Below are 19903 nucleotides of genomic sequence, written 5' to 3'. Positions count from 1 at the left end.
GCCGATAACCCCTCACTTACGGACGTGCCCCACATGCTTAAATCCACATTCAAAACCCTGTTGCTGCCTACACTGATGGCCGCCGCGATGCTCACCGGCCAGGCCTATGCCGCCACACCGGCGCTGTCGGACACCACCGTGGTGCTGGTACACGGCGCCTTTGCCGATGGCTCCAGCTGGAACAAGGTGATTCCGCTGTTGCAGGCCAAAGGCTTGAAGGTGGTGGCGGTGCAAAACCCGCTGACGTCCCTGGCCGATGATGTGGCCGCCGCCCAGCGGGTGATTGATGCCCAGAGTGGGCGGGTGGTTCTGGTGGGCCATTCGTGGGCCGGCAGTGTGATCACTCAGGGCGGCACCAGCGACAAGGTCAAGGCACTGGTTTATGTGGCCGCGTTCGCGCCGTCCGAGGGCCAGAGTTCTGCCGAGTCCGAGAAAGGCTACCCAACCCCGCCGGGTCTCGAGACCATCAGTGCCGACGCTTCCGGCTACTTGTATTTGCCCGCCGCGTCCGTGGCGAAAAACTTCGCCCAGGACTTGCCTGCCGACCAGGCCAACCTGATTGCCGTGACCCAGGGGCCGATTCTGGGCAAGGCGTTCGACGATAAAATCACGGTCGCCGCCTGGAAAACCAAACCCAACTATTACATCGTCGCCGCCAAGGACCGCATGATCGACCCGGGCCTGGAGCAGGCCTACGCGAAGAAAATCAATGCCACCACCACCGTGGTGCAAACCAGCCATGTGCCGATGCTGTCGCAGCCGCAAAAGGTCGCAGATGTGATCATCGCAGCCGCCAGCAAGCGCTGATCGCAGGCATAAAAAAACCCCGAACCAGTCGGGGTTTTTTATCGCCTTGAATCAGGCGCGACGCCGAATCAATTAGAAAACGTTGATTGGGTAGTCGGCGAACAGGCGGATCTCGTTACCACCCACGTTGTAGTTGCTGGCGTTGTTGGAAACGCGCAACCACGACGCACGGGCACGCAGGCTCAGGTCTTTGGCCGGGCCGCTCTGTACTACGTATTTGAACTGGTTGAAGATTTCACGCTCGGTGCCACTGCCGCGGTTGGAACCGTCGTCAATGTTGGTGCCGCGCACGTAGGCGATGTTGTAGGTCAGGCCAGGCACGCCGAAGGCGCTGAAGTCCAGGCCGTAGCCTGCTTGCCAGGAGCGCTCGTCCTTGCCGTTGAAGTCAGACCAGTAGGAGTTGGCCAGCAGGATGGTGTTGCCACCGTCGCCGATGCCGCCTGCGTTGCGGTAGCCGCCGTACAGGTAACCGGTGTCACCGGTGCTGCGCTGGTGAGCCACGGTGAAGCTGTGCGGGCCAACGGCCCACGTGGCGCCCAGGCTCCAGATTTTGTTGTCGCGAGCGTCGGCGTCACCTTGGTTTTCCAGGGCGAAGCTACGGTCGAGCTTGGTCTTGTAGCCGTTGAAGTCGAAGGTCAACGATTGCTTCTCTGGCAGGGCCAGCACGTAGTTGACGTTGACGTATTGCTTCTTCAGCACGTCCTGCATGTTGGAAGCGTAGAGCGCTGCCGACAGGCTTTCAGTGAATTTGTAGCTACCGCCGATGTAGTCGATGCTTTTCAGCGCGCCACTGTCGGAACCCTCGGCGCTCTTGCGAGCTTCCTTGGTGAAGTGACCAGCGTCCAGTTGCAGGCCGGCGATTTCCTTGGAGACGATCGAGGTACCGGTATAGGTTTCGGACAACAGGCGGGAGTTGTCGTATTCCAGGACCGGCACGGCTGGCATCTGATCACCGTACTTGATCACGGTGTTGGAGATGCGTGCCTTGACGGCAGCGCCGCCCTTGGCCAGGTCGTTGGCCGCTTCGCCGCTGTCGCCTTGCTTGAAGAAGTCGATACCGCCAGCGCCGCTGCGACCTTTACCACCATCCAGGCGAATGGCGTATTGGCCGATCACGTCCACACCCACACCGACGGTGCCTTGGGTGAAACCGGATTCGAACTTGCCGATGAAGCCCTGGCCCCATTCGGCTTTGTCTTGCTTGCCGTTTTTGTAGTCGCGGCTGATGTAAGCGTTGCGTGCCGCGATGTTCAGGTGGCTGTCTTCAACAAAACCCTTCGATTGGGATTGGTCGTCAGCCATTGCTTGCGTAGCGCTCAAAATCCCCAGAGCGATCAGCCCCATCCGTTGCTTCAACATTTTCTTATATTCCTTATTACTGGTTGAGTACGCGCTGTGACACCAGGCTCCGTGTTGCTTTTCTGGTGTCGACTTTCCCAGATAAAAAAAGGCCCGCGGACGACGTGAAATGCCGCGGGCCTTTTTTTATTGGGGAAGTCATGGCGGTTAGCCACAGGCGTTGGGGCGAATCCTATCCGCGCCCTTTACTGTGTGTCAATTTCGTGAATCTTCTGTATTTAGGCTAAAAAAGTCTAAGAAACATTAAATAGCCATCATTGCGCAAGGCTCTATCAAGCGCTTCCTGGATCTGCACACCCCTGCAGGCCACACATTGGTGCACTCGATTGGGTGGGTTGAATCGAAATTGCGACTCTTTGTCTCAGCCACTCAACGAAGGCTTCTGGCTTGCCCAACCAGGGGCTGATATCGAGCAATTGCAGTTGCCCATTCTGCTCCAGGGCCAGTGTGGGGAAGCCCTGGCCGCCGACTTTTGCCAGCCATTGGCGGCTGTCATTGATGTGCGCTTGAGTTGCTGCGCCAAGGATTTCACTGAAAGCGGCGGTGAAGGCTTGGGGATCCAAACCGATGGATTCGGCCAGGGTCAGCAGCACGTCCTTATCGGCAATTCGGCGACCTTCGACGTAGTGCGCCGTTTGCAGACGCGCCAGCAGTTCCAGGCCTCGACCGGCGATTTTTTCTGCGGCCAGCACGGCGCTGGTCGGCGGGGCTGAATCGAACACCGCACCGTGGTCCCGCAACAAACCTTCGAAATACGCCTCGCCAAACGGTTGCCCGGTGTACTCGGCGATGCGCCGGTCGTGGGGCATTACGTAGTCACGCAACTGCGGCGATACGGATTGACGATTCGCGCCGGTCATCATGCCGCCGCCGTGCAACTGGATTGATAACACGCTCCGGGCGGCGCTCAGCAGCGGCTCGGCGCCGTAACACCAGCCGCACAGCGGGTCGTAAATGTAGTGAAGTGTGGCTGCCGACATGGCGGGCTCCGATGGATGTTGATGACCGGCAGATTAGTCTTACGCACAATTGGGAAAAACCCCGGATCGGCTTTCAGACTGTTTCGAGAATCGGTCGAATACCCTTGAAAAACATACGCCGTAACATTTTTCAGAAAGGTCCGCCCAGGAATAGATAACCTGCGCAAATAGTAAGCATTATCATTAACGCGCTTTTATCCTGCCAACCTTTTTGGATACACACCCCGATGCCTGCCCTTCGCCTGACGCCCATGACCCTTGGGCTCTCTGTCCTGCTGTCTGCCGGATTTACCTGCGCTGCCACTGTCCTGCCGGAAACCTCCGTGAGCGCCGAAGCTGACGAGGACGACCCGCGCGTCAAGGAAACCAGCACCGCCACCCGCACGGCCACACCCGTGCGTTATGTGCCCCAGGCCATCGACTCGGTAAAAACCGACAACCTGCGTTCCTACGGCACCAATGACCTGGGCCAGGCCTTGAGCGGTATACCCAACGTCAGCAGCGGCGCCGACACACGGTTCGACAGCCTGCGCATCCGCGGCTTCGACGCCAGCAACGACTTCTACCTGGACGGCGTTCGCGACGACAGCCAATACGTGCGCGACCTGCACAACATCGAACGCATCGAAGTACTCAAGGGCCCGGCAGCCGTGTTGTACGGCCGCGGCGGCCAGGGCGGCATCGTCAACCGGGTGAGCAAGCTGCCCCAGGCCGGTCGCGCCTCCAGCATCGAGGCCCAGGGCGGCAGCAATGATTTGCGCAGCCTGTACGCGGACCTCAGCACCGACCCCACCGACACCATCAGCCTGCGCCTGAACATGGGCAACCAGGACAACAACAGTTTCCGCGACGGCGTCAGCGGCAATCGCCAACTGTTTGCACCGTCCATGAGCTGGCAACTGAGCCCCGACCTGAACTGGCTGGTGCAGTACGAATACAGCCGCTACAACCGCACGCCGGACCGGGGCATTCCCGGGGTCAATGGGCGGCCGGCGGATGTCAGCCGCGGCACCACTTATGGTGACAAGCGCGATTACATCGACGACACGTCCCAATCCCTGCGTTCGCGGCTTGCCTATGAGCTGAACGACAGTTGGCAACTGCGCCATACGTTGGGCGTGTTCACCCTGGACAGCGACTTCGATAACACTTATGCCGTCAGCTACGACCCAAAAACCGGCAAGGTCGGGCGCCAGCGCTGGCAGCAGGACTTGACCACCCGCAACATCCTCAACAACGTCGAACTGGAAGGCGGCTTCACCACCTTCGGCCTGGAGCATCGCTTGCTCACCGGAGTGGAATTGGGCAACCAGCGCCGTGACCCGAAACTCTATCGAGCGCCGCTCGCCGCTGTGCCGAGCGTGGATGTGTACAACCCCAACCCGGACCTGCGCCACTACGGTCGCCTGCCGGCATTCAGCAGCAGTCACACCGAAGCGCAAAGCCAGGGAGTGTATGTGCAGGACCAACTGCGCCTGAACGATCAATGGCAACTGCTCGCCGGTTTGCGCTATGACCGCTTTGATGTGGAGTCCACCAACAAACTGACCAACGCCTCGGAACAGGTCGTGAGCCACAGCACCAGCCCGCGCGTGGGCCTGGTCTGGACGCCGCTGGAACACCATTCGTTCTATGCCTCGTGGAGCAAGACGTTCTCGCCGACCGGCGGCGGCCTGATCGGCATCACGCCCAATGCCACGGGCAACGCCAACGACCTGAGCCCGGAGCTGACCAAACAGAAGGAAATCGGGGTCAAGAGCGACTGGCTCGACGACCGCCTGAGCACCACCCTGGCGGTGTATGAACTGGAGCTCTACAACCGCCGCACCCGCGACCCGCTGGACCCGACCATCACCCTGCTCAGCGGCGAGCAGCGTTCCCGTGGCGTGGAGTTGACCGCTACCGGCAAGATCGTCGGCAACTGGTACGTGCGCGGTGGCGTCGGCCTGCAGGACGCCACGGTGGTGAAAGACAACAATGGCTTTGAAGGCAAGCGCATCAGCGACGTGGCCAAGCGCAACGCGAGCCTGTTCGTCACCTGGAAACCGGAGATGGGCTGGTACGCGGAAACCGGGCTGACGCTGGTGGGTGAGCGTTATGCGGATAACGCCAACACGGTGGCGTTGCCGGGTTATGGGCGCTGGGACGCACTGGCCGGGTTTCGGCAGAAGGAATGGGATGTGCGGGCGGCGCTGAACAATATCAGCGACAAGACGTACTACGCGTCAGCGACGAGTGCAGCGCAGATTCAGTTCGGCGACCCGCGCAGCTTGGTGGTGACTGGCACCTATAGCTTCTAACAGGCTTGCGTGGCGAGGGAGCTTGCTCCCGCTGGGGTGCGAAGCGCCCCCAAAATAGGCGACTGTGTTTTTTCAGATAGAACTCGATGATCTGTTTTGGGGCTGCTGCGCAGCCCAGCGGGAGCAAGCTCCCTCACCACAAGGTCCAGTGCAACATTGAAAACAACCGTCAGCCTTGCATCAATTCACACAACGCCTGCACCTCGTCCTCGCTGAACAGCCCCGCCGGGTACCGTTCGCTCATCACCCGGCGCGGGTCGGGCGTCCTGATCTGCCGCGAACCGTTTGCCTTCAACCAGAGCGCCAGCGCGTGGATCGCGTCACCGTTCACCCGCAAAGGGTGGAACGTGCGCGTGTACATCAGGTTGATATCGGCATTCATTTCAGCGCTCTCTCCGACGGCATGAGCGGCTAACTTACTCAAGGTTTATGACAGAACCGCTTAGTCATACACCGTGCTGTGTGTCGCAACAGCGATACAAGAGCTATGCCAATGTGCCCGGTTTGTCGGCACATGCACACAAAAAAGCCCGCGAACCTGACGGGCCGCGGGCTTGCCGTGAGCGCGCAAAACATGGCGCACTCGATTGCCGTTAAACCCGGCACCAGGCTGTTACAAGTGCACTCAGTTTTTGTGCGGGGCCGGCTGTTGCTGGGTCAGGCAGTGGATGTTGCCGCCCCCCAGTAACAGTTCGCGGCCAGGCACCATCACCACTTCATGCTGCGGGAACAGGTTCTGCAGAATCTCCTTGGCGCGGCTGTCCAGCGGGTCGTCGAAACTCGGCGCGATGATGCCGCCGTTGACGATCAGGAAGTTGACGTAGGAACCGGCCAACCGCACGGTGGGATTGCGCTCCTGGGTGCCGTCTACCGGGTCCACGCCTGCGCATTCTTCCTCGGTGGCGTACAGCGGCCCCGGGATCGGCATTTTATGCACTGTGAACGAGCGGCCCTGGGCGTCGGTGCTGCTTTGCAGTACGTCCATGGCGGCATGGCAGCGCGCATAGTTCGGGTCTTGCGGGTCGTCGGTCCAGGCCAGCAACACTTCGCCCGGGCGTACGTAGCAGCAGAAGTTATCCACATGCCCATCGGTTTCGTCGTTGAACAGGCCATCCGGCAACCAGATGATCTTATCCACCGCCAGGTTGGCGCTGAGCACCGCTTCGATTTCCTCACGCTGCAGGTGCGGGTTGCGATTGCGGTTAAGCAGGCATTCTTCGGTGGTGATCAGGGTGCCTTCGCCGTCGACGTGGATCGAACCGCCTTCCAGCACAAACCCTTCGGTGCGATAACGCGGGCTGCGCTCGATCTCGAGGATCTTGCCGCCCACCTGGGAGTCGCGGTTCCACGGCGAGTACAAGCCACCATCAAAACCGCCCCAGGCGTTGAAGTCCCAGTTCACACCGCGCACTTCACCGCTGTTGTTGATCACGAAGGTCGGCCCGGTATCGCGGACCCAGGCGTCGTCGCTGGACATTTCCACCAGGCGAATATTCGGCACGTCCAGGCGCGCCCGGGCGTTTTCGTACTGGCCGGCCGAGACCGCCACGGTCACCGGTTCAAAACGTGCAATGGCCTTGGCCACCGCCACATGGGCGGCCTGCGCCGGCTTGCCGCCCAGGCGCCAGTTGTCCGGGCGCTCGGGCCAGATCATCCAGGTTTGGGTCTGTGGCGCCCATTCGGCAGGCATGTAGAAGCCGTCGGCGCGGGGGGTGCTGTGCAAAGTGGTCATGGCGATTCAGGACTCCAGGGAACCGTCGAGGGTTTTAAGCGCACCATACAGGTTCGGACGGCGGTCGCGGAACGAACCCCAGGCGCTGCGAATGTGTTCAAGTTCATCGAGATCGAAGCGGTGCACCAGGATGCCTTCTTCGGTTTCGTTGAGTTCTTCTACTTTCTCGCCGAACTGATTGGCAATGAAGGACGAGCCGTAGAAGGTGATGTCGTAGCCGTCTTGCTCTTCGTTACCGATGCGGTTGCTGGCGATCAGCGGCATCAGGTTGGCGCCGGCATGGCCTTGCTGTACCCGCTGCCAGTGGTCACGGGAAGAAATTGTCTTGTCGTGGGGCTCGCTGCCGATGGCGGTCGGGTAGAACAGGATTTCCGCGCCTTGCAGCGCCATGCTGCGGGCGGCTTCCGGGAACCACTGGTCCCAGCAGATGCCCACGCCGATCTTCGCATAGCGGGTGTTCCACACCTTGAAGCCGGTGTCGCCGGGGTTGAAGTAATACTTTTCATGGTAGCCCGGGCCGTCCGGGATGTGGCTTTTCCGATAAATCCCGAGGTTGGAGCCGTCCGCGTCGATGATCGCAATGCTGTTGAAACGCGCGCGGCCGGCCAGTTCATAGAAACTGATGGGCAACACCACCTGCAGTTCCCGGGCGACCTTCTGGAAGTGCTTGATCGCGACGTTATCTTCAACCGTGGTCGCCAGTTGCAGGTAGTCCGGGTTCGGCTTCTGGCAGAAGTACGGGGCCTCGAACAGTTCCTGGATCAGGATGATCTGCGCGCCCTTGGCGGCGGCCTCACGCACCAGCCTTTCAGCGGTTTCGAGATTGGCATCAAGGTCCCAGGAACAAGCCATCTGGGTCGCGGCAACGGTAACGATACGGCTCATGAATCATCTCCTCGGCGGCGGGCAAGTGGACGCCTTTATAGCGGATAAAAATCGGCTTTTGAAGCTAATAAATATCCACTCATCGAAAAATGATCAAATTTTACCGATAACAATCGAGTTTATTGTTACAAGCCTTCCTCTAGAACCTTCGCCAGCATGTCGACGAAGAAATCCACACTGTGCCGTGAGGTGACCATCGGCGGCTTGATCTTGAGGATGTTCAGGTAGTCGCCGGTGGGCTGCATGAAGATCCCCAGTTCCCGCAGCCGGTCACACAGCAGCGCGGTCTCTTCGGTGGCCGGTTCCAGGGTCTGTCGATCGCGGACCAATTCCAGCCCCAGGTAAAACCCGGAACCATGCACCGCGCCCACCAATGGATACTGCTCGACCAGCGCCTCCAACCGCGCCTTGAAGTGTCCGCCCACCTCCTGGGCGTTTTCCCACAGCTTTTCTTCCTCCATCACATCCAGCACCGCCATGCCGATCCGGCAACTCACCGGGCTGCCTCCCGATGAGGAGAAGAAGTAACCCTCGGCCTCCAGCGCCTCGGCGATTTCCCGGCGGGTGATCACCGCGCCCAACGGCTGGCCATTGCCCATGCCCTTGGCCATGGTGATGATGTCCGGCACCACGCCCTGCTCTTCAAAGCCCCAGAAGAAATGCCCCATGCGGCCGTAGCCCACCTGCACTTCGTCGGCGATGCACACGCCGCCCTGCTCACGAACCAGCGCGTACACCTGCTGCAAATATCCCGGCGGCAAGGAAATCCCGCCGGCATTGCCATACACCGGCTCGCAAATGAAACCCGCCAGCTGGCGATTCTGCGCGGCGATTTTCGCCAGGTTGTGTTCCACGCTGCGTACGTAGTCGGGGGCGCTGTCCTGCCCGCGAAACTCGCCGCGATAGGTATTCGGCGCGGTCACCGGGTGCACCCAGTCCGGGCGGCTGCTCAAGGCCTGGGGGTTGTCGGCAATCGAGGTCGACACCGCATCCGCCGCCACCGACCAGCCGTGATAGGCCTCCAGCACGCTGAGCATGTCGCGCCCGCCGCTGTAGGCCCAGGCCAGGCGAATCGCCAGGTCGTTGGCCTCGGTACCGCTGTTGACCAGGAACACCCGGTCCATGGAGTCCGGCGCCAGCGCCAGCAAACGCTCGGAGAATTCGGCAATCGCCGCATAGTGGAAGCGCGAGTTGGTGTTGAGCAGCGACCATTGCCGCGCCGCCACCTCGGCCATGCGCGGGTGACCGTGGCCGAGGACGGCGACGTTGTTGAGCATGTCGAGGTAGGAACGGCCCTGCATGTCGATCAGGTGGTTGCGCCAGCCGCGCTCGATGCGCGGCGGGTCGACGTAATAGTGCTTCTGCGAGCGGGCGAAGCTGGCGTCCCGGCGCGCCAGCAGGGCTTCGGGGTCGAGCTCCGGCTCGGCGTCGCAGGCCAGCCCCAGCAAGGTAGCCGGGGATGGGCACAACGCTTGCCATGCCGCCGCCCGGGAAGGCGTGCAGAACAGCGGCGGCTCAAGCTCGGCGCGGCACAGTTGTACTGTCAGCGGCGCGACCACGTCGCCGATTACCTGGCCTTTTACCACTGCGGCGCCGTGCTTCAACAAGGCGTTCACGTTCCACAACCGAACACTCAACTGGGCGCTATGCAGGCTCAGCAGGCCGTCGGCGCCATGGCGCAAGGTGCCGGCGAACGGTGCTTCCACCGTGGCGCCCAAGGGCATGTGCAGTTCTACGTGAAGCGCGAAGGTGTCGGGCTCGACGGCACTGTCGGGTTGGGTGCGGGACAGACGGTATTGACCATAACGACTGGCTGCCAGGCCATGGACCACGGCCGCTTGTTCCAGCAATCGGCGATCAATGCCCTCCTGTTCCCAGTTACCGGCCTCGAAATGCGGGCTGAGCACGCCCAGATCGATCAACGCGAATTCACGCCCAACGAGCCCCGGCAACAAAGGCGCGAAGCCTTCACCGACAATCGGCGGCAATTCGGCACCGACGCAGTTCAGGATCGCCGCCTCCATCAATTCAAAGGGCACCGAGGTGGCTACGTGGAAAATTTCCCACTCATGCTCGGCATTCTTCAACAGGTACGCGTTATCCGGGTCCAGGCGTTGCTGCTGTTCACTGCTCAGCACCAACACCGCGGCCCGCGCGACGATCAGCGGCCATAGCACCTGCAACTCTTCGCGCTGCAACGGCGTGATCCGGTGGCACGCCTGGATCGCCGGCAGGATTGCGAACGGATCACCCTCGGCATGATGCAGCAGCGCCGCGCAGGTCACCGACAGGTCGGCAATGCGCCAGGTGCGCACCAGGTCGCCAAAATCGATCACGCCTTCAATCTGCCAATGCCGCTGGGCATCACGCTGCCAGACCACGTTGTCATCGGTGATGTCCATGTGCACGGCTTGCCAGGGCAGGCGGTCGGCCAACGGCAGCAGACGCTGCCCGACCTGCTCCACCACGCGCTCCAGCCCGGCCCGATGCGGGAGGTTTTCGAGGGTCGACAGCAAATGAGTGATCAGCTCAAGGGCATGGCGTGGGTCCCATTGCAGGGTACGTTCCAGGCCCGGATGCTCGAAGTCGGCCAGCGCCTGGCTCATCCGCCCGCAGAGTTCGCCGAAGCCTGCGATCACCTCGCGCCCCAGATGGGGCAGATGGGTCAGCGGCTGGCCGTCGATGTAGTCCAGCAACCGCAGGTGCACGGTTTGCCCGGCGACGGTCTCGGTCAGCAGTTCTTCGCCAGCAAGCGACGAGATCACCTTGGGCACCCGTACATCCGAATGGCCCTGCAGATGCTTCAAAGCGGCGTGCTGGGCCTGCAGCTCGACGGCGGCGTAGTCGCCCCGGCAGATTTTCAGCACAAAGCGGCCACGCTCGCTGTCGATACGGTAGTTGAGGTCTTGCTGGCTGCCGAGGGACTGCAACGCCCCACCCAGGCCGTAATGCTGCTCAAGTAGCTGCGTCGCAGGCACAGGCCCGACTTGCGGGCAAGGCAGGCTGGCGCGATGAATCAACGTGGCGAGCAACATGTGAAGACCCCTGGCTTTTTTATCAGGCGCTTATATCGCCATTGTTGACGGGGGTTACGCAACCCCCAGTCCCGCGCAGTGCCGTCAATCTGACTGTGGCCCCTTGCACCACCTGGCTCCACAACTCAAGCTATGCTCCATTCGCTTAATGTCTGTCTAAGGAAAAGGGCCTCCGACATGCGCATTCTCATCACCGGCGGCGCCGGATTCATCGGCTCCGCTCTGATCCGGCACCTGATTCAACACACCGGGCACGAAGTGCTCAACCTGGACAAATTGACCTACGCCGGCAATCTTGAGTCGCTGGCCAGCATCGCGAGCAACAGCCGCTACGAGTTTGTCCAGGCCGATATCATCGACCAGGCCACCGTCAGCGCCGTACTGGCGCGCTTTGAGCCCCACGCGATCATGCACCTGGCGGCCGAGTCTCATGTGGACCGTTCCATCGACGGCCCGTCGGATTTTATCCAGACCAATATCGTCGGCACCTACAGCCTGCTGGAGGCCGCACGCGGTTATTGGCAGAAGCTGGAAGAACCGGCAAAGAGCGCCTTCCGCTTCCACCACATCTCCACCGATGAAGTGTATGGCGACCTGCACGGCGTCGATGACCTGTTCACCGAAACCACGCCCTACGCCCCAAGCTCGCCGTACTCGGCCAGCAAGGCCGCGTCCGATCACCTGGTACGCGCCTGGCAGCGCACTTACGGCCTGCCGGTGCTGTTGACCAATTGCTCGAACAACTACGGGCCGTTCCACTTTCCCGAGAAGCTGATTCCTCTGGTGATCCTCAACGCCCTCGCAGGTAAACCATTGCCGGTGTACGGCGACGGCCTGCAAGTGCGCGACTGGCTGTTCGTCGAAGACCACGCCCGCGCGCTGTTCAAAGTGGTGACTGAAGGTGTGGTAGGCGAGACCTACAACATCGGCGGCCATAACGAGCAGAAGAATATCGACGTGGTGCGCAGCATCTGCGGCCTGCTGGAAGAACTGGCACCACAACGCCCGGCGGGCGTGGAGAAATTCACTGACCTGATCACTTTCGTCAAGGATCGCCCGGGCCACGACCAGCGCTATGCGATCGACGCCAGCAAGATCGAACGCGAGCTGGGCTGGGTTCCGCAGGAAACCTTTGAAACCGGCCTGCGCAAAACCGTGCAGTGGTACCTCGATAACCTGGAATGGTGCCGCAGGGTCCAGGACGGCAGTTATCAAGGCGAACGACTGGGCAACACCGACTTTAAGGATCTGATCGCATGATGAAGGGAATCGTACTGGCCGGTGGCTCCGGCACGCGTTTGCACCCCATTACCCTGGGCGTTTCCAAGCAACTGTTGCCGGTGTATGACAAGCCGATGATCTACTACCCGATCTCGGTGCTGATGCTGGCCGGGATCAAGGAAATCCTGGTGATCTCCACCCCGGTAGACCTGCCGCAATACCGCAACCTGTTGGGCGATGGCAGCCAGTTTGGCGTGCGGTTCACTTATGCGGAGCAGCCGTCCCCGGACGGCCTGGCCCAGGCGTTTTTGATTGGCGAAGAGTTTATCGGCGATGACCCGGTATGCCTGATCCTGGGCGACAACATCTTCCACGGCCAGCACTTCGGCGAACAACTGCGCACGGCTGCCGAACGCCCATCTGGCGCCACGGTATTCGGTTACTGGGTCAAGGACCCGGAGCGTTTCGGCGTGATCGACTTCGACAGCCAGGGCCGCGCGCTGTCCATCGAGGAAAAACCAGCCAAGCCAAAGTCGAGCTACGCGGTGACCGGCCTGTATTTCTACGACAACGACGTGATCAGGATCGCCAAGGCGGTCAAGCCATCGCCGCGCGGCGAATTGGAAATCACCGACGTCAACAACGCCTACCTCAATCGTGGCGACCTGCACGTGGAGCGCTTCGGCCGTGGTTTCGCCTGGCTCGACACCGGCACCCACGACAGCCTGCTGGAGGCCTCGACGTATGTGCAGACCATCGAGCACCGCCAGGGTTTGAAAGTGGCGTGCCTGGAAGAAATCGCCTACGAGAACGGCTGGATCGACCGTGACCACTTGCTGGAGCGGGCCAAGTACTTCGGCAAGACCGGCTACGGCCAATACCTGTATTCACTGGCCGGGGAGCAAAAATGAAGGTCACCGACACGTCGTTGCCAGGCGTATTGATCATCGAACCGAAAGTGTTCGGTGACGAGCGCGGCTTTTTCTACGAAAGCTTCAACGCCCGCGCCTTCGAAGAGGCCACCGGGCTCAAGCGTGATTTCGTGCAGGACAACCACTCGCGCTCGCAAAAAGGCGTGCTGCGCGGCCTGCATTACCAGCTCGAACATACCCAGGGCAAACTGGTGCGCGTCATCGCCGGCGAAGTGCTGGATGTGGCCGTCGACATCCGCCGCAGCTCGCCCAACTTCGGGCAATGGGTGGGCGTGCGGCTTAGCGCCGATAACCATCGCCAGTTGTGGGTACCGGAAGGTTTCGCCCACGGCTTTGTGGTGCTGAGCGACTACGCCGAGTTCCTCTACAAGACCACCGATTACTACCAGCCGAGCGCCGAGCGTTGCATCCTCTGGAACGACCCGACGCTGGCCATCGACTGGGAACTGACGGAGACGCCGCAACTGTCCGCCAAGGACCAGGCCGGGAAAAGCCTGCAAGAGGCCGACCTGTTCCCATGAAAATCCTTATCAGCGGCCAACATGGCCAAGTCTCCCGGGAGTTGCAACAACGTCTCCGGGGCCTGGGCGAGTTGATCGTGCTGGGCCGCGATCAACTGGACCTGGCGCATCCCGAGCAGATCCGCGACCAGGTACGCGCCCATCGCCCGGGCCTGATCATCAACGCAGCCGCCCATACGGCCGTCGATCAAGCCGAGAGCGAGCCGGACGTGGCCTTCGCCATCAACGCCACCGCGCCCGGGATTTTCGCCGAGGAAGCCAAGGCACTGGGCATTCCGCTGATTCACTATTCCACCGACTACGTGTTCGACGGCAGCAAGGCCGCCCCCTACAACGAGGACGACGCAACCAACCCGCTGGGCGTCTATGGCGCAAGCAAGCTGGCGGGCGAACAGGCGATCGCGGCCGTCGGCGGTGAACACCTGATCCTGCGCACCAGCTGGGTCTACTCGACCCACGGCAAGAACTTCCTGCTGACCATGCAACGCCTGCTGCAGGAAAAACCGCAGATGCGCATCGTCGCCGACCAGATCGGCGCGCCGACCTGGGCCGGGACCATCGCCAACAGCACCCGTACACTGATCGAGCGCTGGCAGGCGGGCCAGGCCGGGGATTGGGGTGTCTACCACCTGACGGCCCAGGGCGAGACCTCGTGGTTCGGCTTTGCCCAGGCCATCGGCGAGCAACTACGGGCCAACGGTCGTGCCTGCGCCGAGCTGGAAGCTATTCCCTCCAGCGCCTATCCAACGCCGGCCAGGCGCCCGCTGAACTCGCGCCTCGATTGCAGCCGCCTGCAACAGCAATGGCATGTCTCGCAACCGCAGTGGCATGACGCATTGCGCGAGTGTCTTGCCGAGCAGCACTAGGCATAATGCGCCTGTACCCACAGGCGCATGACTCCGATGACTCCACCCCTTCCGCGAAGACCCCGCTGGCGCAGCCTGGCATTGCTGGCGCTATGCCTGGCACCGCTGTTGTGGCCGCTGGAGCACTTGGCCGAGCGTTATTACCGCAACGAACTGGCCGGCCAGAACCGCCAGACGCTGGACCTGTACGTCGCCAACCTGCTGGGCACCCTGCACCGCTACGAAGTGTTGCCACAAATTCTCGGTGACCTGCCGGCCCTGCGCACCGCCATCGACGCGCCTCACGTCAGCACCAACCTGGTCAATGCCAACCACCTGCTCAAGGACGTTGCCGCGCAGGCCGGGGTGGAAGTGATGTACCTGATGGACACCACCGGCAAGACCCTCGCCGCGTCCAACTGGGACAAGCAGGACAGCTTCGTCGGGCGTAATTTTTCCTTTCGCCCCTACTTCAGCGAAGCCATGGCCGGGCGCCTCGGGCGCTTCTTCGGCCTGGGCACCACCTCAGCCAAGCGCGGTTACTTCTTCGCCGCCGCCGTACGCGATGGCGACAAGATCATCGGTGTGCTGGTGGTAAAGGTCGACCTGGACCACACCGAAAGCCTGTGGGGCAACACCCCCGAACAACTGCTGGTCACCGACCACAACGGCGTGGTGATCCTGACCTCGCGCCCGCAATGGCGCTTTCGTGCCACCCGGCCGCTGACGGATGAAGAACGCCGCGCCATCATCGCCATCCAGCCCTATCCGACCCGCGACCCGCAGCCGCTGAGCCTCAGCCCGACGGCGTGGGTGCGCCAATCCACCGACATCGCCGAAACCGGCTGGAAAGTCGAGATTCTCGCGCCGCGCACCTTGATCAGCCGCCCGGTGCGCACCGTGGTCGCGGTGGGTGGCGCCGCCTTGCTGGTGCTGATGCTGTTGCTCGGCCTGATGATGCAGCGCCGTCGTCACTACCTGGAACGCATCGCCTTCGAAGCCAAGGCCCGTCGCGAACTGGAGATGCGCGTGATCGAGCGGACCAGCGACCTGGAAGGCCTCAACCGTCGGCTGAAGCAGGAAGTGCTGGAACGCGAACATGCCCAGCAGGAATTGGTGCGGGCTCAGGATGACCTGGTGCAGGCCGGCAAGTTGTCGGCGCTGGGCACCATGTCGGCGAGTATCAGCCATGAACTCAACCAGCCGTTGGCGGCGATTCGCAGCTACGCGGAAAACGCCGGGATTTTGCTCGACCATGAGCGCACCGACGACGCCCGTGGCAACCTCAAGCTGATCAGCGAGTTGACCGGGCGCATGGCCTCGATCATCGCTCACTTGCGCGCCTTCGCCCGACGCGACCGGCATGCGCCGGAAAGCGTGGCCCTGCAACCGGCCCTGGACGATGCCCTGGCGCTGCTGGCCAAGCGGCGGCGGGCAATGGAAGTGGAACTGATCCGCGACCTGCCCGAGGCCACCTTGTGGGTGGCGGCCGGCGAAACCCGCCTGCGCCAGGTGCTGGGCAACCTGCTGGCCAACGCTCTGGACGCCCTGACCGAAAAAGGCCCGCCGCGCAAACTCTGGCTGAGTGCCCAAACCACCGAACAGGGCGTCAACCTGTACATTCGCGACAACGGCCCGGGTTTCTGCATGGAAGCCCTGGGCCGCGCCAGCGAGCCCTTCTACACCACCAAGACCCGCACCCAGGGCCTGGGGTTGGGCCTGGCGATCTGCGACACCCTGATGCGCGCCTTTGGCGGTGAACTGTTGTTCGCCAACCACAAGGAAGGCGGCGCACTGTTAACCTTGAAACTGCGCGCCGGAGCACCGGGTGTCAGTCTGCAACCGTCCGAGGACCGCAGTGTATGAGTATCGATAACCAGATTCAGGTGGTGTTGATCGACGATGATCCACACCTGCGTCAGGCCCTCTGCCAGACCCTGGACCTGGCCGGGCTGAAAGTCCTGACCCTCGGCGAAGCCCAGGGCCTGACCGCGCGCCTGTCCCGGGATTGGCCGGGGGTTGTGGTGAGCGACATCCGCATGCCCGGCATGGACGGCCTGGAACTGTTGAAGGAACTCCACGCCCAGGACCCGGAGCTGCCGGTACTGCTGATCACCGGCCACGGCGACGTGCCACTGGCGGTGCAGGCAATGCGCACCGGCGCCTACGACTTCCTGGAAAAACCCTTCGCCAGTGACGCCCTGCTCGACAGCGTGCGCCGCGCCCTGGCCCTGCGCCGCCTGGTGCTGGACAACCGCAGCCTGCGCCTGGCCCTGAGCGACCGTCAGCAATTGAGTACACGCCTGGTGGGCCACTCCCCGCAAATGCTGCGCCTGCGCGAGCAGATTGGCGCGCTGGCGGCGACCAAGGCTGATGTGCTGATCCTCGGTGAAACCGGTGCCGGCAAGGAAGTGGTAGCGCGTGCGCTGCACGATCTGTCGAACCGCCGCAGCGGCCCGTTTGTGGCGATCAACGCCGGCGCCCTGGCCGAGTCGGTGGTGGAAAGCGAGTTGTTCGGGCATGAGCCCGGGGCCTTTACCGGCGCCCAGAAGCGGCGCATCGGCAAATTCGAATTCGCCAACGGCGGCACGCTGTTTCTCGACGAAATCGAAAGCATGAGCCTGGATGTGCAGGTCAAGCTGCTGCGGCTGTTGCAGGAGCGTGTGGTCGAGCGTCTGGGGGGCAACCAGCTGATCCCGCTGGATATCCGCATCATCGCCGCCACCAAGGAAGACCTGCGCCAGTCCGCCGACCAGGGGCGCTTCCGGGCGGACTTGTATTACCGCCTCAACGTTGCGCCGCTGCGCATTCCACCGCTGCGCGAACGGGGTGAGGATGCGTTGATGCTGTTCCAGCACTTTGCCGACGAAGCCAGCACACGCCACGGGCTACCGATGAAAGAGCTGCAACCGGGCCAGCGCGCGTTGTTGTTGCGTCACAGCTGGCCGGGCAATGTCCGCGAGCTGCAAAACGCCGCCGAGCGTTTCGCCCTGGGCCTTGAACTGGCGCTGGACAGCACCCCGGACAGTCCTTCGCCGGGCATCCTCACCAGCACGCCCGGCGGCTTGAGCGAACAGGTCGAACAGTTTGAAAAAAGCCTGATCGCCGCCGAACTGGCACGCACCCACAACTCCATGCGCAGCCTCGCCGAGGCATTGGGCGTGCCGCGTAAAACCCTGCACGACAAACTGCGCAAGCACGGGCTGAACTTCGCCGACAGCGGCAACAGTCACGCTGACGACGAATGACCCTTTTCCCCCTGCCACGAGGCCACCATGAGTCGCGATAGCCGTTACCTGGAATCGATCCTTCACCACGACATTCCCCTGACCCGGGAAATGGGCCTCAAGGTTATCGACTGGCAGGACCGGCAGCTGCAACTGCGCTTGCCGCTCGACGCCAACATCAACCACAAGAGCACCATGTTTGGCGGCAGCCTGTATTGCGGCGCCGTGCTGGCAGGTTGGGGCTGGCTGCATTTGCAGTTGCGCGAGGAAGGGATTGAAGACGGGCATATCGTGATTCAGGAAGGGCAGATCAGTTATCCGCTGCCGGTGACTACCGATGCGACGGCGATTTGCCAGGCGCCTGATGACAAGGTGTGGAAGCGATTCGTCGCCACCTACAAGCGTTATGGCCGGGCGCGCTTGGCGCTGGAGACATGGATCGTCAACGAGGGCAGTGAAGAGCGGGCCGTGGCCTTTACCGGGCAGTACGTCCTGCACACATAACAAATGTGGGAGCGGGCTTGCTCGCGAAAGCGGTGGATCAGCCAATACATCTGGTGACTGACACACTGCCTTCGCGAGCAAGCCCGCTCCCACATTTTTGACCGGCGCTGTGTTTAAGAACGGGCCAGAGTCAGCAACCGCTCACGCCATTCAGCCTTGGCCGGCAGTGCCAAAAAGAATGGATTCAACAGCGATTCCCGCGCCGGGTAACTGAACGGCTGCCCATTCAATTCCAGCACTTCACCGCCCGCTCCTTCCAGCACACCCTGTGCCGCAGCGGTGTCCCACTGCGAGGTGGGCGCCAGGCGCGGGTAGCAATCGGCGCTGCCCTCAGCCAACAGGCAAAACTTCAAAGAACTGCCGATATTGGCCAGCTTCAACTCGCCCAATCCGGCACTCAAGCCAGCGAGCAAGCGATCCTGTTCAGGGCTCGTGTGGCGACGACTGGCAACCACGGTAAATGCTTCACCGCTCGCCGGGGTCTGGCGCACCTGGATTTGCTTGGGCGCAGCACCTACATCGGAACGCCAGGCACCCAGCCCGGCACCCCCGAAGTAGCACCGACCGCTGGTAGGCATCGACACCACACCGAACACCACGCGGCCTTTTTCGATCAGCGCGATGTTGACGGTGAACTCCTCGCTGCCGGAGATGAATTCCTTGGTGCCATCCAGCGGGTCCACCAGCCACCAGCGCTGCCAACCGGCGCGCACGCTCTGGTCAATGTCCGCGTCTTCCTCCGACAGCACCGGAATGCTCGGGTCCAACGCAGTCAGCCCGGCGAGGATCAAGTGATGGGCAGCCAAGTCGGCGGCAGTGACCGGTGAATCATCGGTCTTGGTGGTGACGGCAACATCGGCGCGCCAATACGGCAGGATGACCTCGCCAGCCTGGCGGGCCAATTCGATCGCGGGGGCAATAAACGGGTGACCCAGGAACAGTTCGCTCATGGCTGGAACGCTCCACGTTGAGTCAACAGGTCGCGTACCAGGTACAGCGCGGCCAACGCGCGGCCCTCGCTGAACTGCTCGTTCTGCGCCAACTGCGAGAGCTCCCGCAGGTTGACCCGGTCGACGCGCATCGGCTCGGGCTCGTCGCCTTCCAGGCGCTCTTCATACAGTTCGGTGGCCAGCACCACCTGGATTTTCTGGCTCATGTAGCCGGGGGACAGCGACAGCTCGGTGATGTGCTCCAACTGGCGGGCGCCGAAACCGGCTTCTTCCTTGAGCTCACGGTCGGCTGCCGCCAACACGTCTTCGCCCGGTTCGATCAGGCCCTTGGGCAGTGACAGTTCATACTCGTCGGTGCCGCCGCAATATTCTTCGATCAGCAACGCATGGTCCGAGTCGATCATCGCCACGATCATCACCGCGCCATAACCGGCCCCCCTGCCCACCAGGCGCTCGTAGGTCCGCTCCACGCCATTGGAAAAGCGCAATTGCACTTCCTCCACGCGGAACAAACGGCTACTGGCGACTATTTCGCGGGCGAGGACGGTGGGTTTCTGGCGCATGAGCGGCTCCTTGGCGTGATCGGGTTACTATACCGTGGCTTT

At 62.1% G+C, this 19903-nt stretch carries 17 protein-coding genes; 9 read left to right on the top strand and 8 right to left on the bottom strand.

Annotated elements, in window-relative coordinates; all coding sequences use genetic code 11:
• The first annotated feature begins 33 nt into the window (after window positions 1-33).
• A complete protein-coding gene (locus C0058_RS01425) occupies window positions 34-807 on the top strand; it encodes an alpha/beta fold hydrolase (RefSeq protein WP_174717769.1) in 774 nt (257 codons plus the stop codon).
• A gap of 72 nt (window positions 808-879) precedes the next feature.
• On the opposite strand, the gene C0058_RS01420 is transcribed toward C0058_RS01425, so the two are convergent.
• Window positions 880-2166 (bottom strand): OprD family porin, encoded by a 1287-nt coding sequence (locus tag C0058_RS01420; RefSeq protein ID WP_003218115.1) that lies wholly within the window; start codon window positions 2164-2166, stop codon window positions 880-882.
• A 272-nt stretch (window positions 2167-2438) separates the two neighbouring features.
• Window positions 2439-3146, bottom strand: a complete 708-nt coding sequence (locus C0058_RS01415; RefSeq protein ID WP_102367902.1) for a DsbA family protein — start codon at window positions 3144-3146, stop codon at window positions 2439-2441.
• A gap of 227 nt (window positions 3147-3373) precedes the next feature.
• Between C0058_RS01415 and C0058_RS01410 the strand changes: the two genes are divergently transcribed.
• A complete protein-coding gene (locus C0058_RS01410; RefSeq protein ID WP_102367901.1) occupies window positions 3374-5446 on the top strand; it encodes a TonB-dependent siderophore receptor in 2073 nt (690 codons plus the stop codon).
• A 169-nt stretch (window positions 5447-5615) separates the two neighbouring features.
• Here C0058_RS01410 and C0058_RS01405 read toward each other — a convergent pair whose 3' ends face one another.
• The 4 genes from C0058_RS01405 to C0058_RS01390 all read right to left on the bottom strand — a co-directional run bounded on the left by C0058_RS01405 (window position 5616) and on the right by C0058_RS01390 (window position 11098).
• Entirely contained in the window at window positions 5616-5828 is a 213-nt protein-coding gene (locus C0058_RS01405; protein WP_003213240.1) for a hypothetical protein, read from the bottom strand.
• A 243-nt stretch (window positions 5829-6071) separates the two neighbouring features.
• Window positions 6072-7178 carry an agmatine deiminase gene (gene aguA / locus C0058_RS01400; protein WP_102367900.1) on the bottom strand — a complete coding sequence of 369 codons (1107 nt, stop codon included), beginning with the start codon at window positions 7176-7178 and terminating at the stop codon, window positions 6072-6074.
• A gap of 6 nt (window positions 7179-7184) precedes the next feature.
• Entirely contained in the window at window positions 7185-8063 is an 879-nt protein-coding gene (gene aguB, locus C0058_RS01395; RefSeq protein WP_008435737.1) for an N-carbamoylputrescine amidase, read from the bottom strand.
• Window positions 8064-8188: 125 nt separating this feature from the next.
• On the bottom strand, window positions 8189-11098 hold the full coding sequence (locus C0058_RS01390; protein WP_102367899.1) for an aminotransferase: 2910 nt from the start codon (window positions 11096-11098) through the stop codon (window positions 8189-8191).
• A 177-nt stretch (window positions 11099-11275) separates the two neighbouring features.
• Between C0058_RS01390 and rfbB the strand changes: the two genes are divergently transcribed.
• From rfbB to C0058_RS01355, 7 genes are read left to right on the top strand one after another with little or no spacing between them, the layout of a single operon-like run.
• Complete coding sequence (gene rfbB / locus C0058_RS01385) at window positions 11276-12358, top strand: dTDP-glucose 4,6-dehydratase (RefSeq protein WP_008435746.1); 1083 nt, start codon at window positions 11276-11278, stop codon at window positions 12356-12358.
• Window positions 12355-13230, top strand: a complete 876-nt coding sequence (rfbA, locus tag C0058_RS01380) for a glucose-1-phosphate thymidylyltransferase RfbA (RefSeq protein WP_032899443.1) — start codon at window positions 12355-12357, stop codon at window positions 13228-13230. Before rfbB ends, rfbA begins: the two co-directional genes overlap by 4 nt.
• On the top strand, window positions 13227-13772 hold the full coding sequence (rfbC, locus tag C0058_RS01375) for a dTDP-4-dehydrorhamnose 3,5-epimerase (protein ID WP_008435750.1): 546 nt from the start codon (window positions 13227-13229) through the stop codon (window positions 13770-13772). The genes rfbA and rfbC overlap by 4 nt, the downstream gene beginning before the upstream one ends.
• On the top strand, window positions 13769-14638 hold the full coding sequence (gene rfbD / locus C0058_RS01370) for a dTDP-4-dehydrorhamnose reductase (RefSeq protein WP_102367898.1): 870 nt from the start codon (window positions 13769-13771) through the stop codon (window positions 14636-14638). The genes rfbC and rfbD overlap by 4 nt, the downstream gene beginning before the upstream one ends.
• Before the next feature lie 36 nt (window positions 14639-14674).
• The gene (locus C0058_RS01365) at window positions 14675-16483 is read left to right on the top strand and encodes an ATP-binding protein (RefSeq protein ID WP_023659335.1); all 1809 of its coding nucleotides are present in this window, start codon (window positions 14675-14677) and stop codon (window positions 16481-16483) included.
• Window positions 16480-17865, top strand: a complete 1386-nt coding sequence (locus C0058_RS01360; RefSeq protein WP_003213224.1) for a sigma-54 dependent transcriptional regulator — start codon at window positions 16480-16482, stop codon at window positions 17863-17865. The genes C0058_RS01365 and C0058_RS01360 overlap by 4 nt, the downstream gene beginning before the upstream one ends.
• Before the next feature lie 27 nt (window positions 17866-17892).
• Window positions 17893-18348, top strand: coding sequence for a YiiD C-terminal domain-containing protein (locus C0058_RS01355; protein WP_003213222.1), 456 nt, complete (start codon window positions 17893-17895; stop codon window positions 18346-18348).
• A 113-nt stretch (window positions 18349-18461) separates the two neighbouring features.
• Here the strand turns inward: C0058_RS01355 and cysQ are convergent, their stop codons facing one another.
• Both cysQ and nudE read right to left on the bottom strand, forming a co-directional pair.
• The gene (gene cysQ, locus C0058_RS01350; protein WP_003213220.1) at window positions 18462-19298 is read right to left on the bottom strand and encodes a 3'(2'),5'-bisphosphate nucleotidase CysQ; all 837 of its coding nucleotides are present in this window, start codon (window positions 19296-19298) and stop codon (window positions 18462-18464) included.
• Window positions 19295-19861: an ADP compounds hydrolase NudE gene (gene nudE, locus C0058_RS01345; RefSeq protein ID WP_003213218.1), complete on the bottom strand. Its 567-nt coding sequence runs from the start codon at window positions 19859-19861 to the stop codon at window positions 19295-19297. Before nudE ends, cysQ begins: the two co-directional genes overlap by 4 nt.
• Window positions 19862-19903: the final 42 nt, after the last annotated feature.

It is taken from the genome of Pseudomonas sp. NC02 (assembly GCF_002874965.1).
GTDB lineage: Bacteria > Pseudomonadota > Gammaproteobacteria > Pseudomonadales > Pseudomonadaceae > Aquipseudomonas.
The sequence above is the reverse complement of the archived record's forward strand: the minus strand, read 5'-3'. Positions and strand labels throughout refer to the sequence as shown.